Raw genomic sequence first — 17,421 nt, 5'->3', positions numbered from 1 at the left:
AATCTGAATATTATGTATATACTTTAAGAGTAATAACATACTAACCGGTTAGTAAGTTTAAAAGGAGGAATTCAATTTGAACTTTGAACATACTCAAAAGGTGAAAGATCTGGAAAAGAAGTTAACGGAATTCATGGAAAAGCACGTTTACCCAAATGAATCAATATACAAGAAGCAGCTTGAAGCACAGAAGAGCCGCTGGAGTGAAATACCCCCGATTTTATCTGAATTGACGGCAAAAGCAAAAGAAGAAGGATTATGGAATTTATTTTTACCTGATAGCGGTTATGGCGCGGGTTTAACAAATCTAGAATATGCACCGCTTTGTGAAATCATGGGTAGGTCGTCGATAGGGCCTGAAATCTTCAACTGTAATGCGCCGGACACTGGTAATATGGAAGTGTTGGTGAGATACGGTTCAGATGAACATAAAGAACGCTGGCTGAAGCCCTTGCTTGCTGGAGAAATCCGCTCATGCTTCTCGATGACAGAACCGGAAGTGGCGTCTTCCGATGCGACCAATATCGAATGCAGGATAGAAAAGACGGGTAATGAGTATGTCATAAACGGCCGAAAATGGTGGTCTTCAGGCGCAGGCGATCCCCGATGCAAGATTGCCATCGTCATGGGTAAGACGGATCCTGAGGCGTCCAAGCATGAACAACAGTCAATGATTCTTGTACCGCTCGATACACCAGGTGTCAAAATCGAGAGAATGCTCCCTGTGTTTGGTTATGATCATGCCCCGCATGGCCATGCCGAAATCACTTTTGAAAATGTGAGGGTCCCGGCAACGAATATTCTATGGGGTGAAGGCAAAGGATTTGCGATTGCCCAAGGAAGACTCGGACCCGGAAGGATACATCATTGCATGAGGCTGATCGGCGCTGCTGAAAGAGCTCTTGAAGAATTATGTAAGCGCATTCAAAATCGTGTCGCTTTTGGTAAAACATTGGCGAGGCAAGGTGTGGTCATGGAGTGGGTTGCTGATTCACGCATTGAAATCGAACAAGCAAGACTTCTGACCTTAAAAGCTGCTTATATGATGGATACTGTCGGGAACAAGGAAGCGAAGGCGGAGATTGCCATGATAAAAGTGGTGGCACCAAATATGGCATTGAATGTGCTGGACAGGGCCATCCAAGGCTTTGGAGCTGCAGGGATTTCCGATGATTTCCCTTTTGCTGCACATTGGGCAAATGCACGGACTTTAAGGCTTGCTGATGGTCCCGATGAAGTTCACCGCTCACAAGTTGCTAAGGTTGAACTTCGAAAATACCAGCAAAAGCATGAGGTGAAAATATGAAAGTTACCGACTTATTCGATCTAACTGGAAAGACGGCGATCATAACCGGTGGAGGGAGAGGATTGGGAGCACAAATAGCGACCGGCTTTGCCGAAGCTGGGGCAAATGTTGTTCTTTGTTCAAGGAAGAAGGAGGCATGCGACGAAGTTGCTTCACAAATCGAAAAGCTTGGAGTCAAGGCGCTTTCCCTGAAGTGTGATATCACCAATCCTTCAGATGTACAGGAAGTTGTTAACGAAACTTGCCGTGAATTTGGTGCCATCGACATTTTAGTAAACAATAGCGGGGCATCCTGGGGGGCACCAGCCGTCGACATGCCCCTTGAAGCATGGCAGAAGGTGATGAATGTCAATGTAACCGGAACCTTTATCATGAGCCAGACAACAGGCAGGGTCATGATTGAACAGGGACATGGGAAAATCATAAATATCGCTTCTGTTGCAGGATTAGGGGGGACCGACCCGAGGGTGCTCGATACGGTCGGATATAATACGAGTAAAGGGGCGGTCATTACTTTAACGAAGGATTTAGCTGTTAAATGGGGTCAGCATAATATCAATGTTAATGCAATCGCACCCGGATTCTTTCCGACAAAAATGACGAAAGGGGTTCTTGAGCAAGGAAAGAATCCTATCTTGGATTCCACGCCGCTAAAAAGATTAGGGAGTGATGATGATTTGAAAGGGGCAGCGGTTTTCCTGGCCTCAAAGGCATCCGATTTTGTGACTGGAAATATCTTGATTGTCGATGGGGGTTCACATGCAAAGTAATGAAAGATGAGTAAATAAGGCTGGAGGGTATGAAATGATGAATGAAAAAAAATGGCTTTCCGTTTATCCTGATTCAATTTCAAAGGAAATAAAAGTCCCTGAGTTTCCGATGCAAAGGATCCTTCAAAATGCATGTCAGTCCTATCCAAACAATACAGCTATTACTTTTTATGACCGAAAGATTACCTATCAGGAACTTTTTCATGCGTCGCAAGCCTTTGCTTCAGCCCTGCAAAAAAAAGGTGTTCAAAAAGGCGATCGTGTCGCCATCATGCTACCTAACTGTCCGCAATACGTTATAGCTTATTATGGATCGTTGGCAACAGGAGCCATTATTACCCAAATCAACCCAATGCTGGTTGAAAGGGAGCTTCAGCATATTTTACAGGACTCCGGTGCTGCAACGATCGTTGTATTGGATGGATTATACCCGAAAGTGAAAAGTGTGCAGCAACATGCAAATCTGAAAAATATCATCGCCGTAAGCCTTCAGTCTTCGGATGCAGATTTCCAGCCTGATGCTTCTTTTGACCAATTCATGAAGGCAGGGGACGGCAAAATCAATCACGTATCAATCGATCCGGAAAATGATATAGCCGTTCTTCAGTATACAGGAGGAACGACCGGCCGTTCAAAAGGGGCGATGCTGACTCACAGTAATATTCTGGCCAATGTCGTTCAATCGTATGAATTCTTCAAGCATGAATTAAAAATGGGCTCTGAAAGAACGCTGTCGGTCATCCCGCTTTTTCATGTTTTTGGAATGACGTCCGCAATGAATTTATCCGTGTATATCGCGGGTGATTCCATCATGCTGCCGCGATTTGAAATAGAAGAGGTGCTGGAAACGATTAAGCGTGAACAGCCGACCACTTTTCCTGGTGTACCGACCATGTATGTAGCGTTGACGAATCATCCAAATGCAGAAGAATATGGAATGGGCTCAATCCAGGTCTGTAACAGCGGAAGTGCACCGATGCCCGTGGAACTGCTGCGTGAGTTCGAACGAAAATCAGGTGCGAAGATATTGGAAGGCTACGGTCTTACGGAAGCTTCGCCAACAACGCATTGTAACCCGGCATTTGCAAAAAGGAAGCCTGGGAGCGTCGGGATTGGTTTCCCTTCGACTGAATATAAAGTGATGGACCTGGGAGACGGGACAAAAGAAATGGCCCCTGGCGAATTGGGGGAATTGGTCGTTAAAGGACCTCAAGTGATGAAGGGTTACTGGAATATGCCGGAGGAAACGGCGGTGACCCTTAGGGATGGTTGGCTTTATACGGGTGATATCGCCAAAGTTGATGAAGACGGTTATCTCTATATTGTCGACAGGAAAAAAGATTTGATCATCGCAAGTGGTTATAATATATATCCGCGAGATGTGGAGGAAGTTCTTTATGAACATCCTGCTGTCCAGGAAGCGGTTGTCATCGGGGTTCCAGATGCTTACCGAGGGGAGTCGGTAAAAGCTGTGCTTATACTTAAAAATAATAAAACGGCAAATGAACGGGAAATCATCGATTACTGCCGAGCAAACCTATCGGCTTATAAAGTTCCGCATTTCGTTGAATTTCGTGATGAGTTACCGAAAACAAATGTCGGAAAGATTTTAAGGCGTGCTTTAAGAGAAGAACTTTCCAGGAAATAAGAGGGCTTTGATAGTACGAACGCGTATGATATCAATTCAGCTGAAATTTTAACAGATTGCGAGGATGCAAACATGAAAGAAAAAATGACAGAACATAGCATACGCTTATTTGAAAAGAAGGGCTTTAGTGAAACGTCGATTTCCGATATCGTCGAGTCGGTCGGGGTTACGAAGGGAACGTTTTATTATTACTTTACGAGCAAAGAGCAGTTGCTTATGGATATTCATCTAGCTTATATAGGCGAGTTGCTTAGTGAGCAGGAAATAATCATATTGGATCCTGGGAAAAGTTGTAGGGATAAGCTTTTCGATATGGTATTGATGCTGTTAAAAAGCATCAAAACCAAAAAGTCCAGCGCAACGGTGTTTTTCCGTGAAATGAAAAATCTAAGTGATGAAAAACTTGCACAAATCCTTCCTAAGCGGGATGAGTTCCGTAATAAAATCGAGCAAGTGCTGATTAGCGGCATCGAGAACGGAGAACTACGTTCCAATCTCGATGCATCCATCATCTCTTTTGCTATTTTGGGTGTGGCCAATTGGAGCTATCATTGGTTCGACTCAGAAGGTGAAAAAACCGAACAGGAAGTTGCAGCCATTTTTATGGGGATGATTCTGCAGGGAATTGAAGCGTGACCAGGTTACATACTAACCAGTTAGTAGAAGGGAGATAGAAGGCATGACCAACAAGCAAATTCAATCGATAACCGTAATTGGGGCTGGGCAGATGGGGCATCAAATTGCGATGCTTGCTGCACTTGGAGGTTACGAAACGATTCTTCAGGATGTTCAGGAAAACGCGTTGAATACAGCCCAAGAAAAATTAGACGTCATTTTGACTAAATGGGTTCAAAAAGGAAAATTGTCCGAAGATCGTAAGTTGGCTGCTTTTAGCCGTCTTCAATATACCACCGATCTTGAGAAAGCGGCCAGTGGAGCTGATTTGATCATTGAAGCGGTTGTTGAAAAACTTGATGTGAAACGGGAAGTCTTCGCTAGACTTGAAGAATTGGCGCCAGCAGAAACCATTTTTGCAACGAATAGTTCAACGATTGTCAATAGCCTGATTGCTAGTGTGACGAATCGTCCGGATAAGTTCATTAATATGCATTTCTTTTTCCCGCCTCTAATAATGGATTGTGTTGAAGTTGTCATGAGTGATCAAACATCGGAGGAAACAGCGAAGCTTGCGATGGAAGTCACAGAGAGAATGAATAGGACAGGAGTTTTGTTGAGGAAAGAGATATCGGGATTCGTAGCAAACCGAATTTTGGGAGCGTTGCAGCGTGAGGCCTTATATTTGTATGAAGAAGGAATTGTGGACTATAAGGATATCGATTTAATTTGCAGGAAAGCTTTAGGCCATCCCATCGGCCCTTTTGAACTGATGGATCTATCAGGTATTGATGTGGGATATTTTGTCATGCAGCAGCGATACAATGAAACTGGAAATCCAGAAGACAAGCCAAATGCTTGTATAGAAGAAAAGGTGAATAAAGGACAATTAGGCAGGAAAACAGGAAAAGGCTGGTATGATTATCCAAACCAAGGAGTGAAGAATTGATGACAAAATTAATTAGAGTGGCTAAGGAAAATAAGCTTACGGTCATCACCATCGATAATCCTCCATTAAACGTAATCAGTAAACAAGTATTCAGAGAATTGGGAGAAACATTCGATGAACTTTCAAAAGATACTGAAACTGTTGCGGTACTCATAACCGGTGCAGGCAATATCGCATTTGCCGCTGGTGCTGATATAAAAGAATTCCCTAACATGATGGGGAACCCGAATATGAAAGAAATGGTAAAGGAAAGTCATGCCGTCCTAACCAAAATCGACCAGTTACCTAAACCTACGATAGCTGTATTAAATGGCCTGACTTTGGGCGGCGGATGCGAACTGGCTCTGGCCTGTGATTTGAGAGTGGCAGAAACGCAGGTTCAAATTGGTCTGCCGGAAGTGAAATTGGGCTTATTTCCTGGAGCTGGCGGTACACAGCGTTTGTCCAGACTTGTAGGAAACGCAAAAGCAAAAGAGATTATATTTACCGGTGATCCGCTTGGTGCAATAGAAGCGGAAAAGATCGGGCTTGTCAATAAAGTCGTTGAGCAAGGCTGCGGCTTATCGGAAGCGAAAATCTTGGCCTCACGATTGACAAGGCACTCACTTCAGGCACTTTCGAGAATCAAGAAAGCGATTAATGAAGGAAGTGAGACAACGCTTGAACAAGGTCTAGAGATTGAAACGAGTCTTTTTCAAGAAATCTTCCAAACTGAAGATGTTAAAGAAGGGGTTTCCGCTTTCTTGGATAAACGTAAACCTGCTTTCGTACATCGTTAATTAAGGAGGGATCTTATGCATGAATTGGAAGTCAACGTCCGTTTTTCCGAAACGGATGCTTTGGGCCACATCAATAACATAAGCTATTTCATATATCTCGAAGAAGCACGCATGAAATTTTTTGAAGCTTTAGGCCTAGCGGCGAATGTCGAATCTTGGAATTTTTTGTTAGCCTCCACTAAATGCGACTTTATTGCTCAGGGATTTTTCAATCAACTCTTGACCATCCGTACATCTTTGACAAAGGTAGGTACGAAAAGTTGTGAAATGGTCCATGATATCCTCTGTTCACAAACTGGGGAAGTGATTGCTAGGGGAAGTGCAGTTTTAGTCTGTTTTAATTTTTTGAATCAAAAAAGTGAACCTATTCCTGAATTTATTAAAGAAAAGCTCATTTCACTTCTTGTTCATAATTAGGATGACAAAAGTCTAAAGGAGGGAAGAACATGGTTGACGATATGATTCCTGTTCGGCCCGGCGAGGAACTGAATATTGTTGCATTAGAAGGTTTCCTAAGAAAAAGTGTATTGGATCTTCCAAATGAACCGTTAGAATTGCAACAATTTTCCATGGGCTATTCCAATTTGACCTATCAGCTGAGAATTGGTGAGTGGGAGGCTGTCCTAAGAAGGCCACCTCTTGGTCCTGTTGCTCCAAAGGCACATGATATGAAGCGTGAACATCATATCCTTTCTTCAATCAACCCATATTTTCAAGCAGCTCCCGAGCCTATTCTGTTCTCGGATGATGAATCGATTGCGGGGGCCCCTTTTTTCCTAATGGAAAGGAAACATGGAATTGTAATAGATACCGAATTTCCCAAGGGAATCGAGCCTACTGTTGAAAAGTGCAGACAGCTTTCATATGTGATGGTCAATCGGCTTGCTGATCTTCACTCGATTCCCCATGAGAAAACGGGGTTGGTTGAAATTTCCAAACCTGAAGGATTCATTGAAAGACAAGTACGCGGATGGATTTCCCGCTATGAGAGAGCAAAGACAGATGAAATCAAGGAAATTCGTCCGCTTATCGATTATTTTCAACAGAATATCCCGAAATATAGCCAGACTTCAATTATCCATTATGACTATAAGATCAATAATGCCATGTTTAACAAGGACCTTACAGAGATGGTTGGTTTATTTGATTGGGAAATGTCCACCGTTGGTGATCCGCTAGCCGATCTAGGAGTGGCTTTAAGCTACTGGATGGAAAGCGGTGACCCGGAACTTATCAAATTCGGTGTGGGTCAAGCGTCACTCACGACTTTAACTGGTTTCCTGACACGAAGGGAATTTATCGAGAAGTATGCAGCAAGAAGCGGCAGGGATGTTTCCAACGTCGATTTTTATTTAACCTTTGGTTACTTTAAGTTAGCTGTCATCCTTCAGCAAATCTATTATCGATATAAAAAAGGCCAGACAAATGATCCCCGTTTTTCCAATCTCGGAAAAACGGTTAAAGGCTTACTCACTCATGCTGCAAATGTAGCTGCGAAGGAAGTTTAATTAAATGGAATATATACAAAACATTCATTTGCTACTAAAAAAAGAAGAGATAGATAGGGAAAAGCTCCAAGAGGGGGATAAAGTTGCGGTCATCCTGGATGTGTTATTAGCGACCACAACGATTATTTCAGCACTTCATGATGGAGCACGCCAGGTGATACCTGTCATGGATCCAGTGGATGCCTTGGTGAAAAGCCAGGAATTGGACCATGGGGATTCCATAGTGGCAGGGGAACTAAAAGCAAAGCCGGTTGATGATTTAATGTATCCAAGTCCGACGCTATTGAGTAAGTTGGTACCTGGCAAAACTTTAATATTGTCCACGACTAATGGAACGGTTGCGCTAAGGAATTCAGCCGCTGCCAAAAAGGTTTATATCGCATCTTTGTTAAATAATCCGTCTGTTGCTGAAAAAATAAAAAAACATCATAAAACAGAAACGATCATCATCGTTTGTTCGGGAAACTCAGGTGAATTCAGTCTGGAAGACTTTTACGGTGCGGGTCATTTGATAGATTGCCTGATTGCTGGATCACAAGGTACGTTCATACTCAACGATGCAGCAAAGGCTGCAAAAGCGCTTTATCGAACCAATAGCGAAAATGCCTTTGATATCCTGAAATCATCATATGTCGGACAGTTGTTTGACAAACACAGCTTGATCACAGATTTGGAATTGGCGGCGCAAAAAGGTTCGATGGATCTTGTCCCAGAGTTGGTGGATGGAAAGATCGAAGCTGAATTGAAAAGGCAGGAAACGTAGTTTAAAACCTGGATAAGGAGTGAAGGGTATGAGATTTTCACAGGCAATAGCGGTGGTGACAGGTGCAGGTTCCGGTATTGGGAAAGCTACAGCGATGCGCCTGTCGGACGAAGGGGCAAAAGTGTTGTTGGTAGGGCGGACGAAAGGAAAGCTGGAGGAAGCAGCTGCAGAAATCAATGCAAGGCACACGATTCCCGTAGCCGACATTTTCCCTGCAGATGTTACCGTCGAGGAAGATGTAAAGAATCTGGCCATGTATGTGAAGGAACAATATCGTGACCTTCACATTTTAATCAATAATGCAGGTGGATCAAAGTCCTCGAAGCTTTTGGATACATCTGAAGCTGATTGGGATATGATTCAACATGTCAATTTGAAAAGTGTCTTTCTAGTTTCCAAGTACTTGGGAAAAGTGATGGAAGAAGGAGCTGGCAGTGGAAATAATGCCATCAATCGGGCAATCGTGAATGTGGCTTCACTGTCAGGACATCAGGCAGGGGCATTCATCCCGCATTACAGCTCTGCTAAAGCAGGGGTCATCAGTTTAACGAAATCATTGGCACTGGAACTCGCTGCAGCCGGCATTCGGGTCAATTCCGTATCACCGGGATTCATTGAAACGCCTTTAACGGAGGGTGGATTGCAAAATGAAAAATTCGTAAAGTCGATTCAACGGAACACGGCACTGGAAAGAGTGGGGAAAGCGGAGGAAATAAGTAATGTCATTACCTTTGCTGCTTCGCCGGAGGCTTCCTATATGACTGGGACGGATTTATTGGTGGATGGCGGCTGGTTGATCAAATAGAAAAAGGGGATGGGTAAATGTTAAAAGAACACTTATTGACAGAGGTAACCGATAATGTAATGATCCTGACTTTGAATCGTCCTGAAAGCTTGAATGCATTTAGCCCGGATATGATTGCAAGCTTAACGAAAGCGATTAAGGATGTAAAACAAACACCACATATAAGGGCAGTCATCATCAAAGGGGCGGGAAGATCATTCACTGCGGGAGGTGACGTTAAGTCAATGGGGAAGGCCTCTGCAAGTCAATTGTATGATCATGTTGGCAGAATGAATGAATGCATATTGGCTCTGGATGCTTCTGAAGTTCCCGTAATGGCTGCCGTCCATGGATTTGCGGCAGGGGCAGGATTTAATTTGGCACTCGCCTGTGATTTGATCGTGGCTTCCGATGATAGTCAATTTGCCATGAGTTTTTCACAGGTAGGCCTGATCTCTGATGGAGGTGGTTCGTATTTTTTACCTAAATTAGTAGGGCCCCATCTTGCAAAGCAGCTCTTCTTTACTGCCGGGCCAATTTCTGCGGAACGCTTATACCAGTTAGGTATCATTAATTATATATATCCACTCAATCAACTTGAAGAGGAATCATTGAAACTTGCGGAAAAGCTGGCAAAAGGACCGACAAAAGCTTATGGGATGATGAAAAAGCTCGTTAGCCATTCATTTACGGCTACACTTGATGAAATGCTCGAACAGGAACGTATCACGCAAACCTTGATGGCCTCCACAGAAGATCATCTGGAGGGAGTTGCAGCATTCAAAGAAAAAAGAAAACCGGAATTTACAGGAAATTAATAAGGGAGGGATAAAGATGAGAGCCATTCATTTTGAAGAATACGGCGGACCGGAAGTACTGAAATTGACTGAAATGGAAAGGCCTGTGCCAACTGGGCATGAAGTTCTGATTGAAATCGATTGTGTCGGCGTCAATTATGCAGATACAGCCAGAAGGGAAGGGCAATATGTGGTACCTACGCCACTTCCGTTCATTCCAGGTGCGGAAGTGGCTGGCGTTGTGGTGGAAGTTGGGGGGAAGGTGACCAAAATCAAACCCGGTACAAGGGTCGTGAGTTTGATTGAATCGGGTGGATATTCAGAATATGCCCTTTCAGATGAATTCTCGGCCATTCCGCTTCCTGATGCCATTCAGTTTCATGAAGCTGTTGCCCTGCCACTTCAAGGTCTGAGCGCCTATCATATTCTAAAGACAATGGGACGCATGCAACAGGGGGAAACGGTATTGGTCCATGCTGCTGCAGGTGGAGTGGGAACGATTGCCGTACAATTAGCCAAAATCTTCGGGGCTGGAAAAGTGATTGCCACCGCCAGCACAGTGGAAAAGTTGGAACTGGATAAATCGATGGGGGCGGATGAACTTATCGATTACACGAAAGAAGGATGGGAAATGAAAGTCCGTGAGGTCACGGGAGGAAAGGGAGTAGACGTGGCTCTGGAAATGGCAGGAGGGGATGTTTTCAATAAAACATTGAAATGTTTGGCTCCATTTGGACGTCTCGTTGTTTTTGGTAATGCCAGTCGTAAGCCTTATACGATGAACCCGCAGCAATTAATGAGGCGCAATCAATCCGTCGTAGGTTTTTTCCTGCCACAGATCATGAAACACCCAGATTTGCTGTTGCCTAGCATTCAAGACCTTTTTTCTTACGTCACGTCCGGGAAACTTAAGCTAACTATCGGCGGCATCTACCCAATTGAAAAGGCAGCAGCCGTTCATGAGGAAATGAACGCCCGTCAAACGAAAGGGAAGTTGATTTTGCAGGTGAAATGAGAAGAAGGGGTGTATATATGATGCACCCCTTGTATTTTAATTGGATTTCACTAATTCCTTGGACCCTTAAGAACGATTCAATCCGTATCAGTGCTCACATCCTTATCAGGATGCATGAAAGGCGGCTGCGGCGCTTTTTTAGCCTCTAACAGTTCGCGGTTTTCAGTTGAATTCCAGCCTATATCATTGGTGGGGTGTATCCATTCGTCTCCAGCCAGGATTTCCGGGTCTGTATTTTCGCTCCAATTTTCGAGTGGTGAGTTTTCAGAAGCATATTTACTGTCGCCAATGACGACTCCATAATCATTGACGAATGGAGCCTGTGGTTTTATGCCGGTTCCCTTAAAGCTTGGTGCGTTAATTTGGTGTGGTTGTGTATCGTCGACAATTGGTGAATCCAATTTCTTTTTCATGTAGTGTCTCCCTTTCCGTTTTACGGTTATTTTTCTCGTCTGTCCCTATATTATCCCTGAATAATTTCAGGCATTTTTACCCCATTCTAAAATGTAAACTATTTGAAAAGGGTGGATGAAAATGAAACGGAAAGCCAATGTGGATGGTGCTGTCAAAGCAAGTAAAACGCCAAAAAGAAACCAAGCTGAAAATGAATTTTCCAATGAGTTCGCATTGGAGGAAAACGCAATGAAAGGTGCCAACCGTAATTCAAAGCAAGGCAGAAAAGGAAGAAGTTAATGGATAAAGAAAAACAGAACAGCCAGGAAAAGATGGGACAACATGTACGAACTGAATTTGGAATCGAATTCAGCGGCGATATGAACGCAACCAAAATTTATGAAATTTTGGCAAAAGAAAATAAAAAACGTGATAGTGATAAGTAAATAAGGACGGACCCAATTCTTGGGTCCGTCCTTATTCTTAAAAAATGATGCTGCCAGATTTTGAGAGAGGGAATATCGTTGAACCCTTACCACTCGGATCAAAATAGGCAAGCATGAACGATGGTTTCTCGACGATTGTTCCCTCAGCTAAATACGTTTCCAAATCAAAGGGAAGTGCCTCGAGCAACGTGTGCTTGTATATTTCTTTTTCATTAAGTGCCAAGGCTGTGAAAGAGGAACCAAGCTTTTCAGGCTTATCCAGAATCTCTTCATATATCTCTTTCCGCCCACTTTTATCTAATGAAGCTTCCCACCAAGGCTTACGTGGTTTGTATTTTTGGTTCATGAAATAATCCAATTTCATGAGTCCGATAATGTTTTTCAGTTCAGCAGATTCCCGGGAAGCCAAAAACTGCTGTAAGCGTCTGAATAAGTCTTCAAGCTGATGTCCGATTCGTGACCAGCCTTGTTCATCCCAATAGGTTCCGAAATCTTGAAAGAAGTCGAATGGTGATTGAAATACCGTTTTGACAAGATATTCCGTGGTGTGATCCATTCTATGATCGTTCCAGTATTTTTCAAGGACATCTTCAACTTGTTTAATGCGGACAATGTCATCAAAGGATAAAACATTATTTCCCAGGATTTCATATGGAGCATGTTCGCTGTATATATATTGGTGTTCATCAGCACGTATCCGTAAGCCAGTACCACGAAGCATCTTTAAGAAACCAAGCTGCATCTCTTCGGGTCTGAGCTCGAAAACATCATTGAAAGTCTTTCTGAAAGAATGATAATCTTCTTCAGGTAAACCGGCAATTAGGTCTAAATGCTGATCAATTTTCTGACCTTCTTTTACCATCGTGACGGTTCTGGTCAATTTTTCGAAATTCTGCCTTCTCATAACTAGATCATTCGTATGATCATTCGTCGATTGTACCCCTATTTCAAAGCGGAACAATCCTGAAGGGGCATTATCGTTCAAGAACTGGATAACTTCCGGACGCATGATGTCCGCCGTGATTTCGAACTGGAAAACAACACCGGGTAGATGTTCATCGATTAAGAATTGAAACATTTCCATGGCATAGCTTCGGCTAATATTGAAGGTTCGGTCAACGAACTTAATGGTCTTGGCACCATTAGCCATAAGGTACCTGATATCTTCTTTAATCTTTTCACGATCAAAATACCTGACACCCACTTCAATCGATGAAAGGCAAAATTGGCAACTGAACGGGCACCCTCGGCTAGTTTCGATATAGGTGACACGTTTAGATAGGTCGCCGCGGTCTTCCTCCAAACGATATGGAGAAGGGAGGGATTTCAAATCAACCTTGCCGTTCTGAGGCTGGATGATTTTTTTTCCATCCTGTCGATATGCAATGCCGCCGACCTTCTTATAGTCATTCGAACCTTCAATTTCAGATAAAAGGGCCTTGAAGGTGACTTCACCTTCGCCAATTACGATGAAATCAGCCCCGGGAATTTGATCAAGCCATTCCCCAACATCATAGGTGACTTCAGGTCCGCCAAGAATGATAACCAATTCTGGATTGATCTTCTTCAGCATGGCTACGACTTTCATTGTTTCCTCGATGTTCCAAATATAGCAGCTGAACCCTATGACATCAGGTTTTTTGGAATGAAGGTCACCAACTATGTTCATAATTGGATCTTTTATCGTATATTCTGCCAGCTGTACATCATAATCTGGCTGGGCATAAGCTTTTAAATATCGGATGGATAGCGATGTATGGATATATTTTGCGTTAAGAGTACTGATTATTATATTCATGTTAAAGGGCGTAAAAGAAACGCCTGGCTCCTTTCGTGTACATGTCTTTTTAAGCCAACAAGCACTAACGAGTAATTTTACCATAGCGTACTCCATTTGAAAAATGAGTTATGGTATTGAAGGGGAATCTTTTCAGCTTGAAAGTCGAAAACGGATAAAGCAGAAAATGCTTCATCCGTTTTATTTAAAAAGCTTGTTTAATATACTCTTTCGTTTTAGTCATGAAACGTTTTGTCTTGGTCGCTTTCAATTCGATGATTGGCTGCGCCATGGTAGCGATCATTTCACTTGATAATAATACGGTAATCAGGAATGAGAGGCCAGCGAGCATGATAAAGCTCTCTGTATTGCTGAAGTAATCCTGGATGGTGCTTTCACGGAAAAACCGAATGAAGAAACCATGCAGCAGATAGACATAAAGGGTTTGTTTACCCCAGTTCGTAAAGAAATATTGTCCGCGTGGAATGAACGAAAGGAAGCTGAACACTGAAATTATGCTCAATCCATAAAATCCTAGACGTTTAAACATGGACACGATTGTCGCATCTTCAAGTTCGGCATATGGTTTCGAACCGAGCAGCCATTTATAATTGATATCGGGATATAAATAAAAACCGATAAAAATCACTAACATGACACTAATTGAAGCCAAACGAACTTTGGGCGTGAATAGTTTTTTTAAATGTTCCTTGCTTAAATGGTACCCGATCAAAAACATCGGGAAAAAAACGAATGTCCTGGAGAGACTAAGGTAATTGGAGATATTGTCAATATATCCAATCAATAATGCGATTAAAAAAGATAAACCTATGCCTACTGATGGCTTTAGCTTCGAGAAACCAAGGAGCATGATGTTCCAACAGAATAAACTGATCAGGAACCATAGCGACCATTGGGGGTCAAGCAGGTCTACAGTGATGGCAGAACGTTCATATAAGAAATAGTAGTAAACGGTATATATCAATTGGAAAATGATATAGGGCAAAATCAGTTTTTTTGTAATTTTACCTAAATACCCTTTTTGATAAAAACCTTTCGCAAAGAACCCTGATACAAGGATAAAGGCAGGCATGTGAAAGGAATAAATGGTTTTATATAAAGCATATATCGTTTCACTGTCATGTATATACGTATTCAGCAAATGTCCAAAGACGACAAAAGCCATAAGAATGAACTTGGCGTTATCGAAGAAAAAATCACGTTGTTTCATCGTTGCCTCCATTTAATAAATTTTTAAGGTAGCTAGAAAGCATTGTTATTTCTTATACCCTAAATACCTTGTACTAAATCAATATTTATTAAATTTATTATAATAACCTTAAATTAAGCTTAACGCTAAGTTTTATAGTATTCAATATACTATAATTTGATATATAGGATAATTTTGGAATGGTTTGATTGCGCCGATTTTCGAAAAATACCGAGGAAAATCAAGATGGATGTCGAATAAAGTTGGTAAGTATCGGTTTTGATGAGGGGGGTTAATATGAAAATCGGTTATGAGAATGAAACGGAATATAAACAGGAAATTTTAAAATTGAATAAACAGATCGAAGGGTTTTTGAACATTTTCAATTCGATGTCAGAGCCTTATATTAGGGTTGATGAAGAACTGTGTCTCACTTATGCCAATGATGCCGCTTGTGCCCTGCTGGAAACCGCGAAAGAGCAACTGGAGTCCATGAAGATAACTGATTTTCTCGATGTCATCCCATTAAATAACCAGGAAGTTTCAAGTTCCCTAAAAACCTCGAATGAAAGTGAAAGGCAAATTATCCAGCTACATACCGGAGCCCTTAAGCAAATAGAGTTTATACGTATAGGCTCTCTTTCCGAAGGACAGCAGTTCTACCGATTGGGGGATGTGACATTGGATGTTTCTTCGTCAAGGGAAACAAGGATGTCAAGGCAGATGTTTTTGGACATTTTCGATACAGCCATAGAAAGCATCGTTCTATTCGACAGTTCAGGAATAATAATGGAAGTGAACCATGCCTTTATCCATGTCTTGGGCATCCCGAAAAAAGAGATTGTCGGTAAGAATATGAGGGACCTCATATCCCCATATTATAGGGAATATTGGGATGAGAGCATACAAAGAGCCTTTGATGAGTCGAACTTCAAAGGAGAGGTAGAGATAAAGGTTGGGGATGAACTGCATCATTTCACTTTCTCGTTAAGTTCAACGGTAGGAAATGAATTATATATGTCGGTGCTTCGAAAAATTACAGAATCAAATATAATAGAAAAAAAGTTAGAGACGAGCGAACGGATTTTTGCCGAATTATTCGACCAGTCCATGGACGCAATCATATTCTGGAATGATGACGGAATCATTTTTCGGGTCAATCATTCAGCATGTAAAATATTCGAATCCAGCAGAGAGGATTTGATCGGCAGTCATATCTGGAAATACGTGTGCAGCAATAATAACCATTTTGGCCAGATGATGGAGACGTTTGAAAGAGACACCCAGGTGCGGGGTGAGCTGATTTATAAAATGCCTAATAACCAAATTAAATTGCTTGAATTGACTGCCAAAAAACATGAAGGTGACGGATATAACGTAACGATCTTTCGAAATGTCAGTGAGCGCTGGCTGATTGAGAAGGAATTAAGGGATAGTGAAAAGAAGTTCAGGAAGATTTTTGAGGGAACATTAGACGGCTTGATTTTATGGAATCATGAAGGGTTCACCGATATTAATGAAGCTGGTCAGAAAATATTGGAGATTTCGAAGCGCAAACTGCTATCTTTATCTGTAAAGGGATTCATTGAAAAAATTCCTGAAAATGCTCCTGTCTTGAACGCTCACATTGAAAATGTTTATAAGCATGAGGTCTACTCTTCCATCATTCCGATAACATACGAAGATGGAAGGGTTAAGCATATTGAATTTCTGACGAGGAAAAATTTATATTCGAACCTGAACTTAAGCATTTTCCGTGATGTGAGTAAAAATCTCGAAATGCAGGAACAAATCCGAAAATCGGATACTTTGAATGTCGTTGGTGAACTGGCGGCTGGAATTGCTCACGAAATCAGGAATCCAATGACAGCCTTAAAAGGTTTTATCCAGTTGCTTGAGGATGGTGTTAAAGGGGAGTTTTCCACATACTTTCATGTAATTACTTCCGAAATTAAGCGAATCGAAACCATTATCACGGAATTTTTGGTACTGGCAAAACCGCAGGCGCTAAAAATTTTCAAACAGGATGTTCATACCATATTGAGAGAGACACTGGAATTACTGGCTGCTCAGGCACTATTGGAAAATATTCAATTCGAGACAGTCTTTGAAGAAGATGAATTTAACGTTTTATGTGAAGCGAACCAGTTAAAGCAAGTGTTCATTAACATCATCAAAAATGCATTGGAAGTCATGCCGGATGGGGGATCGGTTTCCATTAAAACAAGCCGATTTTCAGAGAAATACGTTTGCATTTCAATTACTGACAAAGGCATGGGGATTTCAACGGAAATGCTAAAAAAATTGGGTGAACCTTTTTATACGACGAAAGATAGGGGAACGGGGCTCGGGCTCATGGTCAGCTATAAAATCATTGAAGAGCACAATGGCTATATAGAAGTGGAAAGCGAAGTGGGAAAAGGGACGAGCTTTCATATTTATTTGCCATTTGAGTAATGCAGAAGGGGATGTTCCAAACCTTTTTTTATATGAAATTTTCATTAGTTAATGGGGAATCCTTTATTGGATTCCTTTTTTCATCATTTATTATCTTGGAATCACAATTAAGGGTTGTAACCATGAAAAGTATTGTGCTTCCATTATAGAGAAGCTTCCGAAGTAATTAATCGGAAAATAAGAATGACATCCAAATTGCAGAAC

Annotated in this window: 18 protein-coding genes; 15 read left to right on the top strand and 3 right to left on the bottom strand. The window is 42.0% G+C overall.

The features are described 5' to 3' along the window. The first annotated feature begins 76 nt into the window (after positions 1–76). The 12 genes from J7J00_RS11050 (at position 77) to J7J00_RS10995 (ending at position 10,934) form a co-directional block, all read left to right on the top strand. Positions 77–1,306: an acyl-CoA dehydrogenase gene (locus J7J00_RS11050; protein WP_214790582.1), complete on the top strand. Its 1,230-nt coding sequence runs from the start codon at positions 77–79 to the stop codon at positions 1,304–1,306. Further along, complete coding sequence (locus tag J7J00_RS11045) at positions 1,303–2,076, top strand: SDR family oxidoreductase (protein ID WP_214790580.1); 774 nt, start codon at positions 1,303–1,305, stop codon at positions 2,074–2,076. The genes J7J00_RS11050 and J7J00_RS11045 overlap by 4 nt, the downstream gene beginning before the upstream one ends. A gap of 37 nt (positions 2,077–2,113) precedes the next feature. Further along, positions 2,114–3,724, top strand: coding sequence for a long-chain-fatty-acid--CoA ligase (locus J7J00_RS11040; RefSeq protein WP_286201302.1), 1,611 nt, complete (start codon positions 2,114–2,116; stop codon positions 3,722–3,724). A gap of 72 nt (positions 3,725–3,796) precedes the next feature. Next, complete coding sequence (locus tag J7J00_RS11035) at positions 3,797–4,360, top strand: TetR/AcrR family transcriptional regulator (protein WP_214790576.1); 564 nt, start codon at positions 3,797–3,799, stop codon at positions 4,358–4,360. A 43-nt stretch (positions 4,361–4,403) separates the two neighbouring features. After that, positions 4,404–5,288: a 3-hydroxyacyl-CoA dehydrogenase family protein gene (locus J7J00_RS11030; RefSeq protein ID WP_098371183.1), complete on the top strand. Its 885-nt coding sequence runs from the start codon at positions 4,404–4,406 to the stop codon at positions 5,286–5,288. Next, positions 5,288–6,067, top strand: a complete 780-nt coding sequence (locus J7J00_RS11025; protein ID WP_214790574.1) for an enoyl-CoA hydratase — start codon at positions 5,288–5,290, stop codon at positions 6,065–6,067. The genes J7J00_RS11030 and J7J00_RS11025 overlap by 1 nt, the downstream gene beginning before the upstream one ends. Before the next feature lie 15 nt (positions 6,068–6,082). Continuing rightward, on the top strand, positions 6,083–6,484 hold the full coding sequence (locus tag J7J00_RS11020) for an acyl-CoA thioesterase (protein ID WP_214790572.1): 402 nt from the start codon (positions 6,083–6,085) through the stop codon (positions 6,482–6,484). A 29-nt stretch (positions 6,485–6,513) separates the two neighbouring features. Next, the gene (locus J7J00_RS11015) at positions 6,514–7,575 is read left to right on the top strand and encodes a phosphotransferase family protein (RefSeq protein ID WP_214790570.1); all 1,062 of its coding nucleotides are present in this window, start codon (positions 6,514–6,516) and stop codon (positions 7,573–7,575) included. A 4-nt stretch (positions 7,576–7,579) separates the two neighbouring features. Next, the gene (locus J7J00_RS11010; protein ID WP_286201284.1) at positions 7,580–8,338 is read left to right on the top strand and encodes a 2-phosphosulfolactate phosphatase; all 759 of its coding nucleotides are present in this window, start codon (positions 7,580–7,582) and stop codon (positions 8,336–8,338) included. A 28-nt stretch (positions 8,339–8,366) separates the two neighbouring features. Beyond that, a complete protein-coding gene (locus J7J00_RS11005; protein WP_214790568.1) occupies positions 8,367–9,143 on the top strand; it encodes an SDR family NAD(P)-dependent oxidoreductase in 777 nt (258 codons plus the stop codon). Between the two features lie 17 nt (positions 9,144–9,160). Next, positions 9,161–9,940: an enoyl-CoA hydratase/isomerase family protein gene (locus J7J00_RS11000; protein WP_214790566.1), complete on the top strand. Its 780-nt coding sequence runs from the start codon at positions 9,161–9,163 to the stop codon at positions 9,938–9,940. 16 nt (positions 9,941–9,956) lie between these two features. Beyond that, positions 9,957–10,934 (top strand): quinone oxidoreductase family protein, encoded by a 978-nt coding sequence (locus tag J7J00_RS10995; protein ID WP_214790563.1) that lies wholly within the window; start codon positions 9,957–9,959, stop codon positions 10,932–10,934. A 77-nt stretch (positions 10,935–11,011) separates the two neighbouring features. On the opposite strand, the gene J7J00_RS10990 is transcribed toward J7J00_RS10995, so the two are convergent. Further along, a complete protein-coding gene (locus J7J00_RS10990; protein ID WP_214790561.1) occupies positions 11,012–11,347 on the bottom strand; it encodes a DUF3905 domain-containing protein in 336 nt (111 codons plus the stop codon). A gap of 121 nt (positions 11,348–11,468) precedes the next feature. Between J7J00_RS10990 and J7J00_RS10985 the strand changes: the two genes are divergently transcribed. Together J7J00_RS10985 and J7J00_RS10980 are read left to right on the top strand one after the other, a co-directional pair. Then, positions 11,469–11,627: a hypothetical protein gene (locus J7J00_RS10985; RefSeq protein WP_098371175.1), complete on the top strand. Its 159-nt coding sequence runs from the start codon at positions 11,469–11,471 to the stop codon at positions 11,625–11,627. Further along, complete coding sequence (locus J7J00_RS10980; RefSeq protein WP_179891043.1) at positions 11,627–11,773, top strand: hypothetical protein; 147 nt, start codon at positions 11,627–11,629, stop codon at positions 11,771–11,773. The genes J7J00_RS10985 and J7J00_RS10980 overlap by 1 nt, the downstream gene beginning before the upstream one ends. A 37-nt stretch (positions 11,774–11,810) precedes the next feature. Here J7J00_RS10980 and J7J00_RS10975 read toward each other — a convergent pair whose 3' ends face one another. Beyond that, positions 11,811–13,571, bottom strand: coding sequence for a B12-binding domain-containing radical SAM protein (locus J7J00_RS10975; protein WP_214790559.1), 1,761 nt, complete (start codon positions 13,569–13,571; stop codon positions 11,811–11,813). Between the two features lie 184 nt (positions 13,572–13,755). Then, positions 13,756–14,781, bottom strand: coding sequence for an acyltransferase family protein (locus J7J00_RS10970; protein ID WP_214790557.1), 1,026 nt, complete (start codon positions 14,779–14,781; stop codon positions 13,756–13,758). Positions 14,782–15,057: 276 nt separating this feature from the next. Between J7J00_RS10970 and J7J00_RS10965 the strand changes: the two genes are divergently transcribed. Then, the gene (locus J7J00_RS10965) at positions 15,058–17,217 is read left to right on the top strand and encodes a PAS domain-containing sensor histidine kinase (protein WP_214790555.1); all 2,160 of its coding nucleotides are present in this window, start codon (positions 15,058–15,060) and stop codon (positions 17,215–17,217) included. The last annotated feature ends 204 nt before the right edge of the window (positions 17,218–17,421 follow it).

The organism is Bacillus sp. ISL-4 (genome assembly GCF_018613275.1).
Lineage (GTDB): Bacteria > Bacillota > Bacilli > Bacillales > DSM-1321 > Peribacillus > Peribacillus simplex_E.
This window is presented reverse-complemented; position numbering and strand designations above follow the sequence as displayed.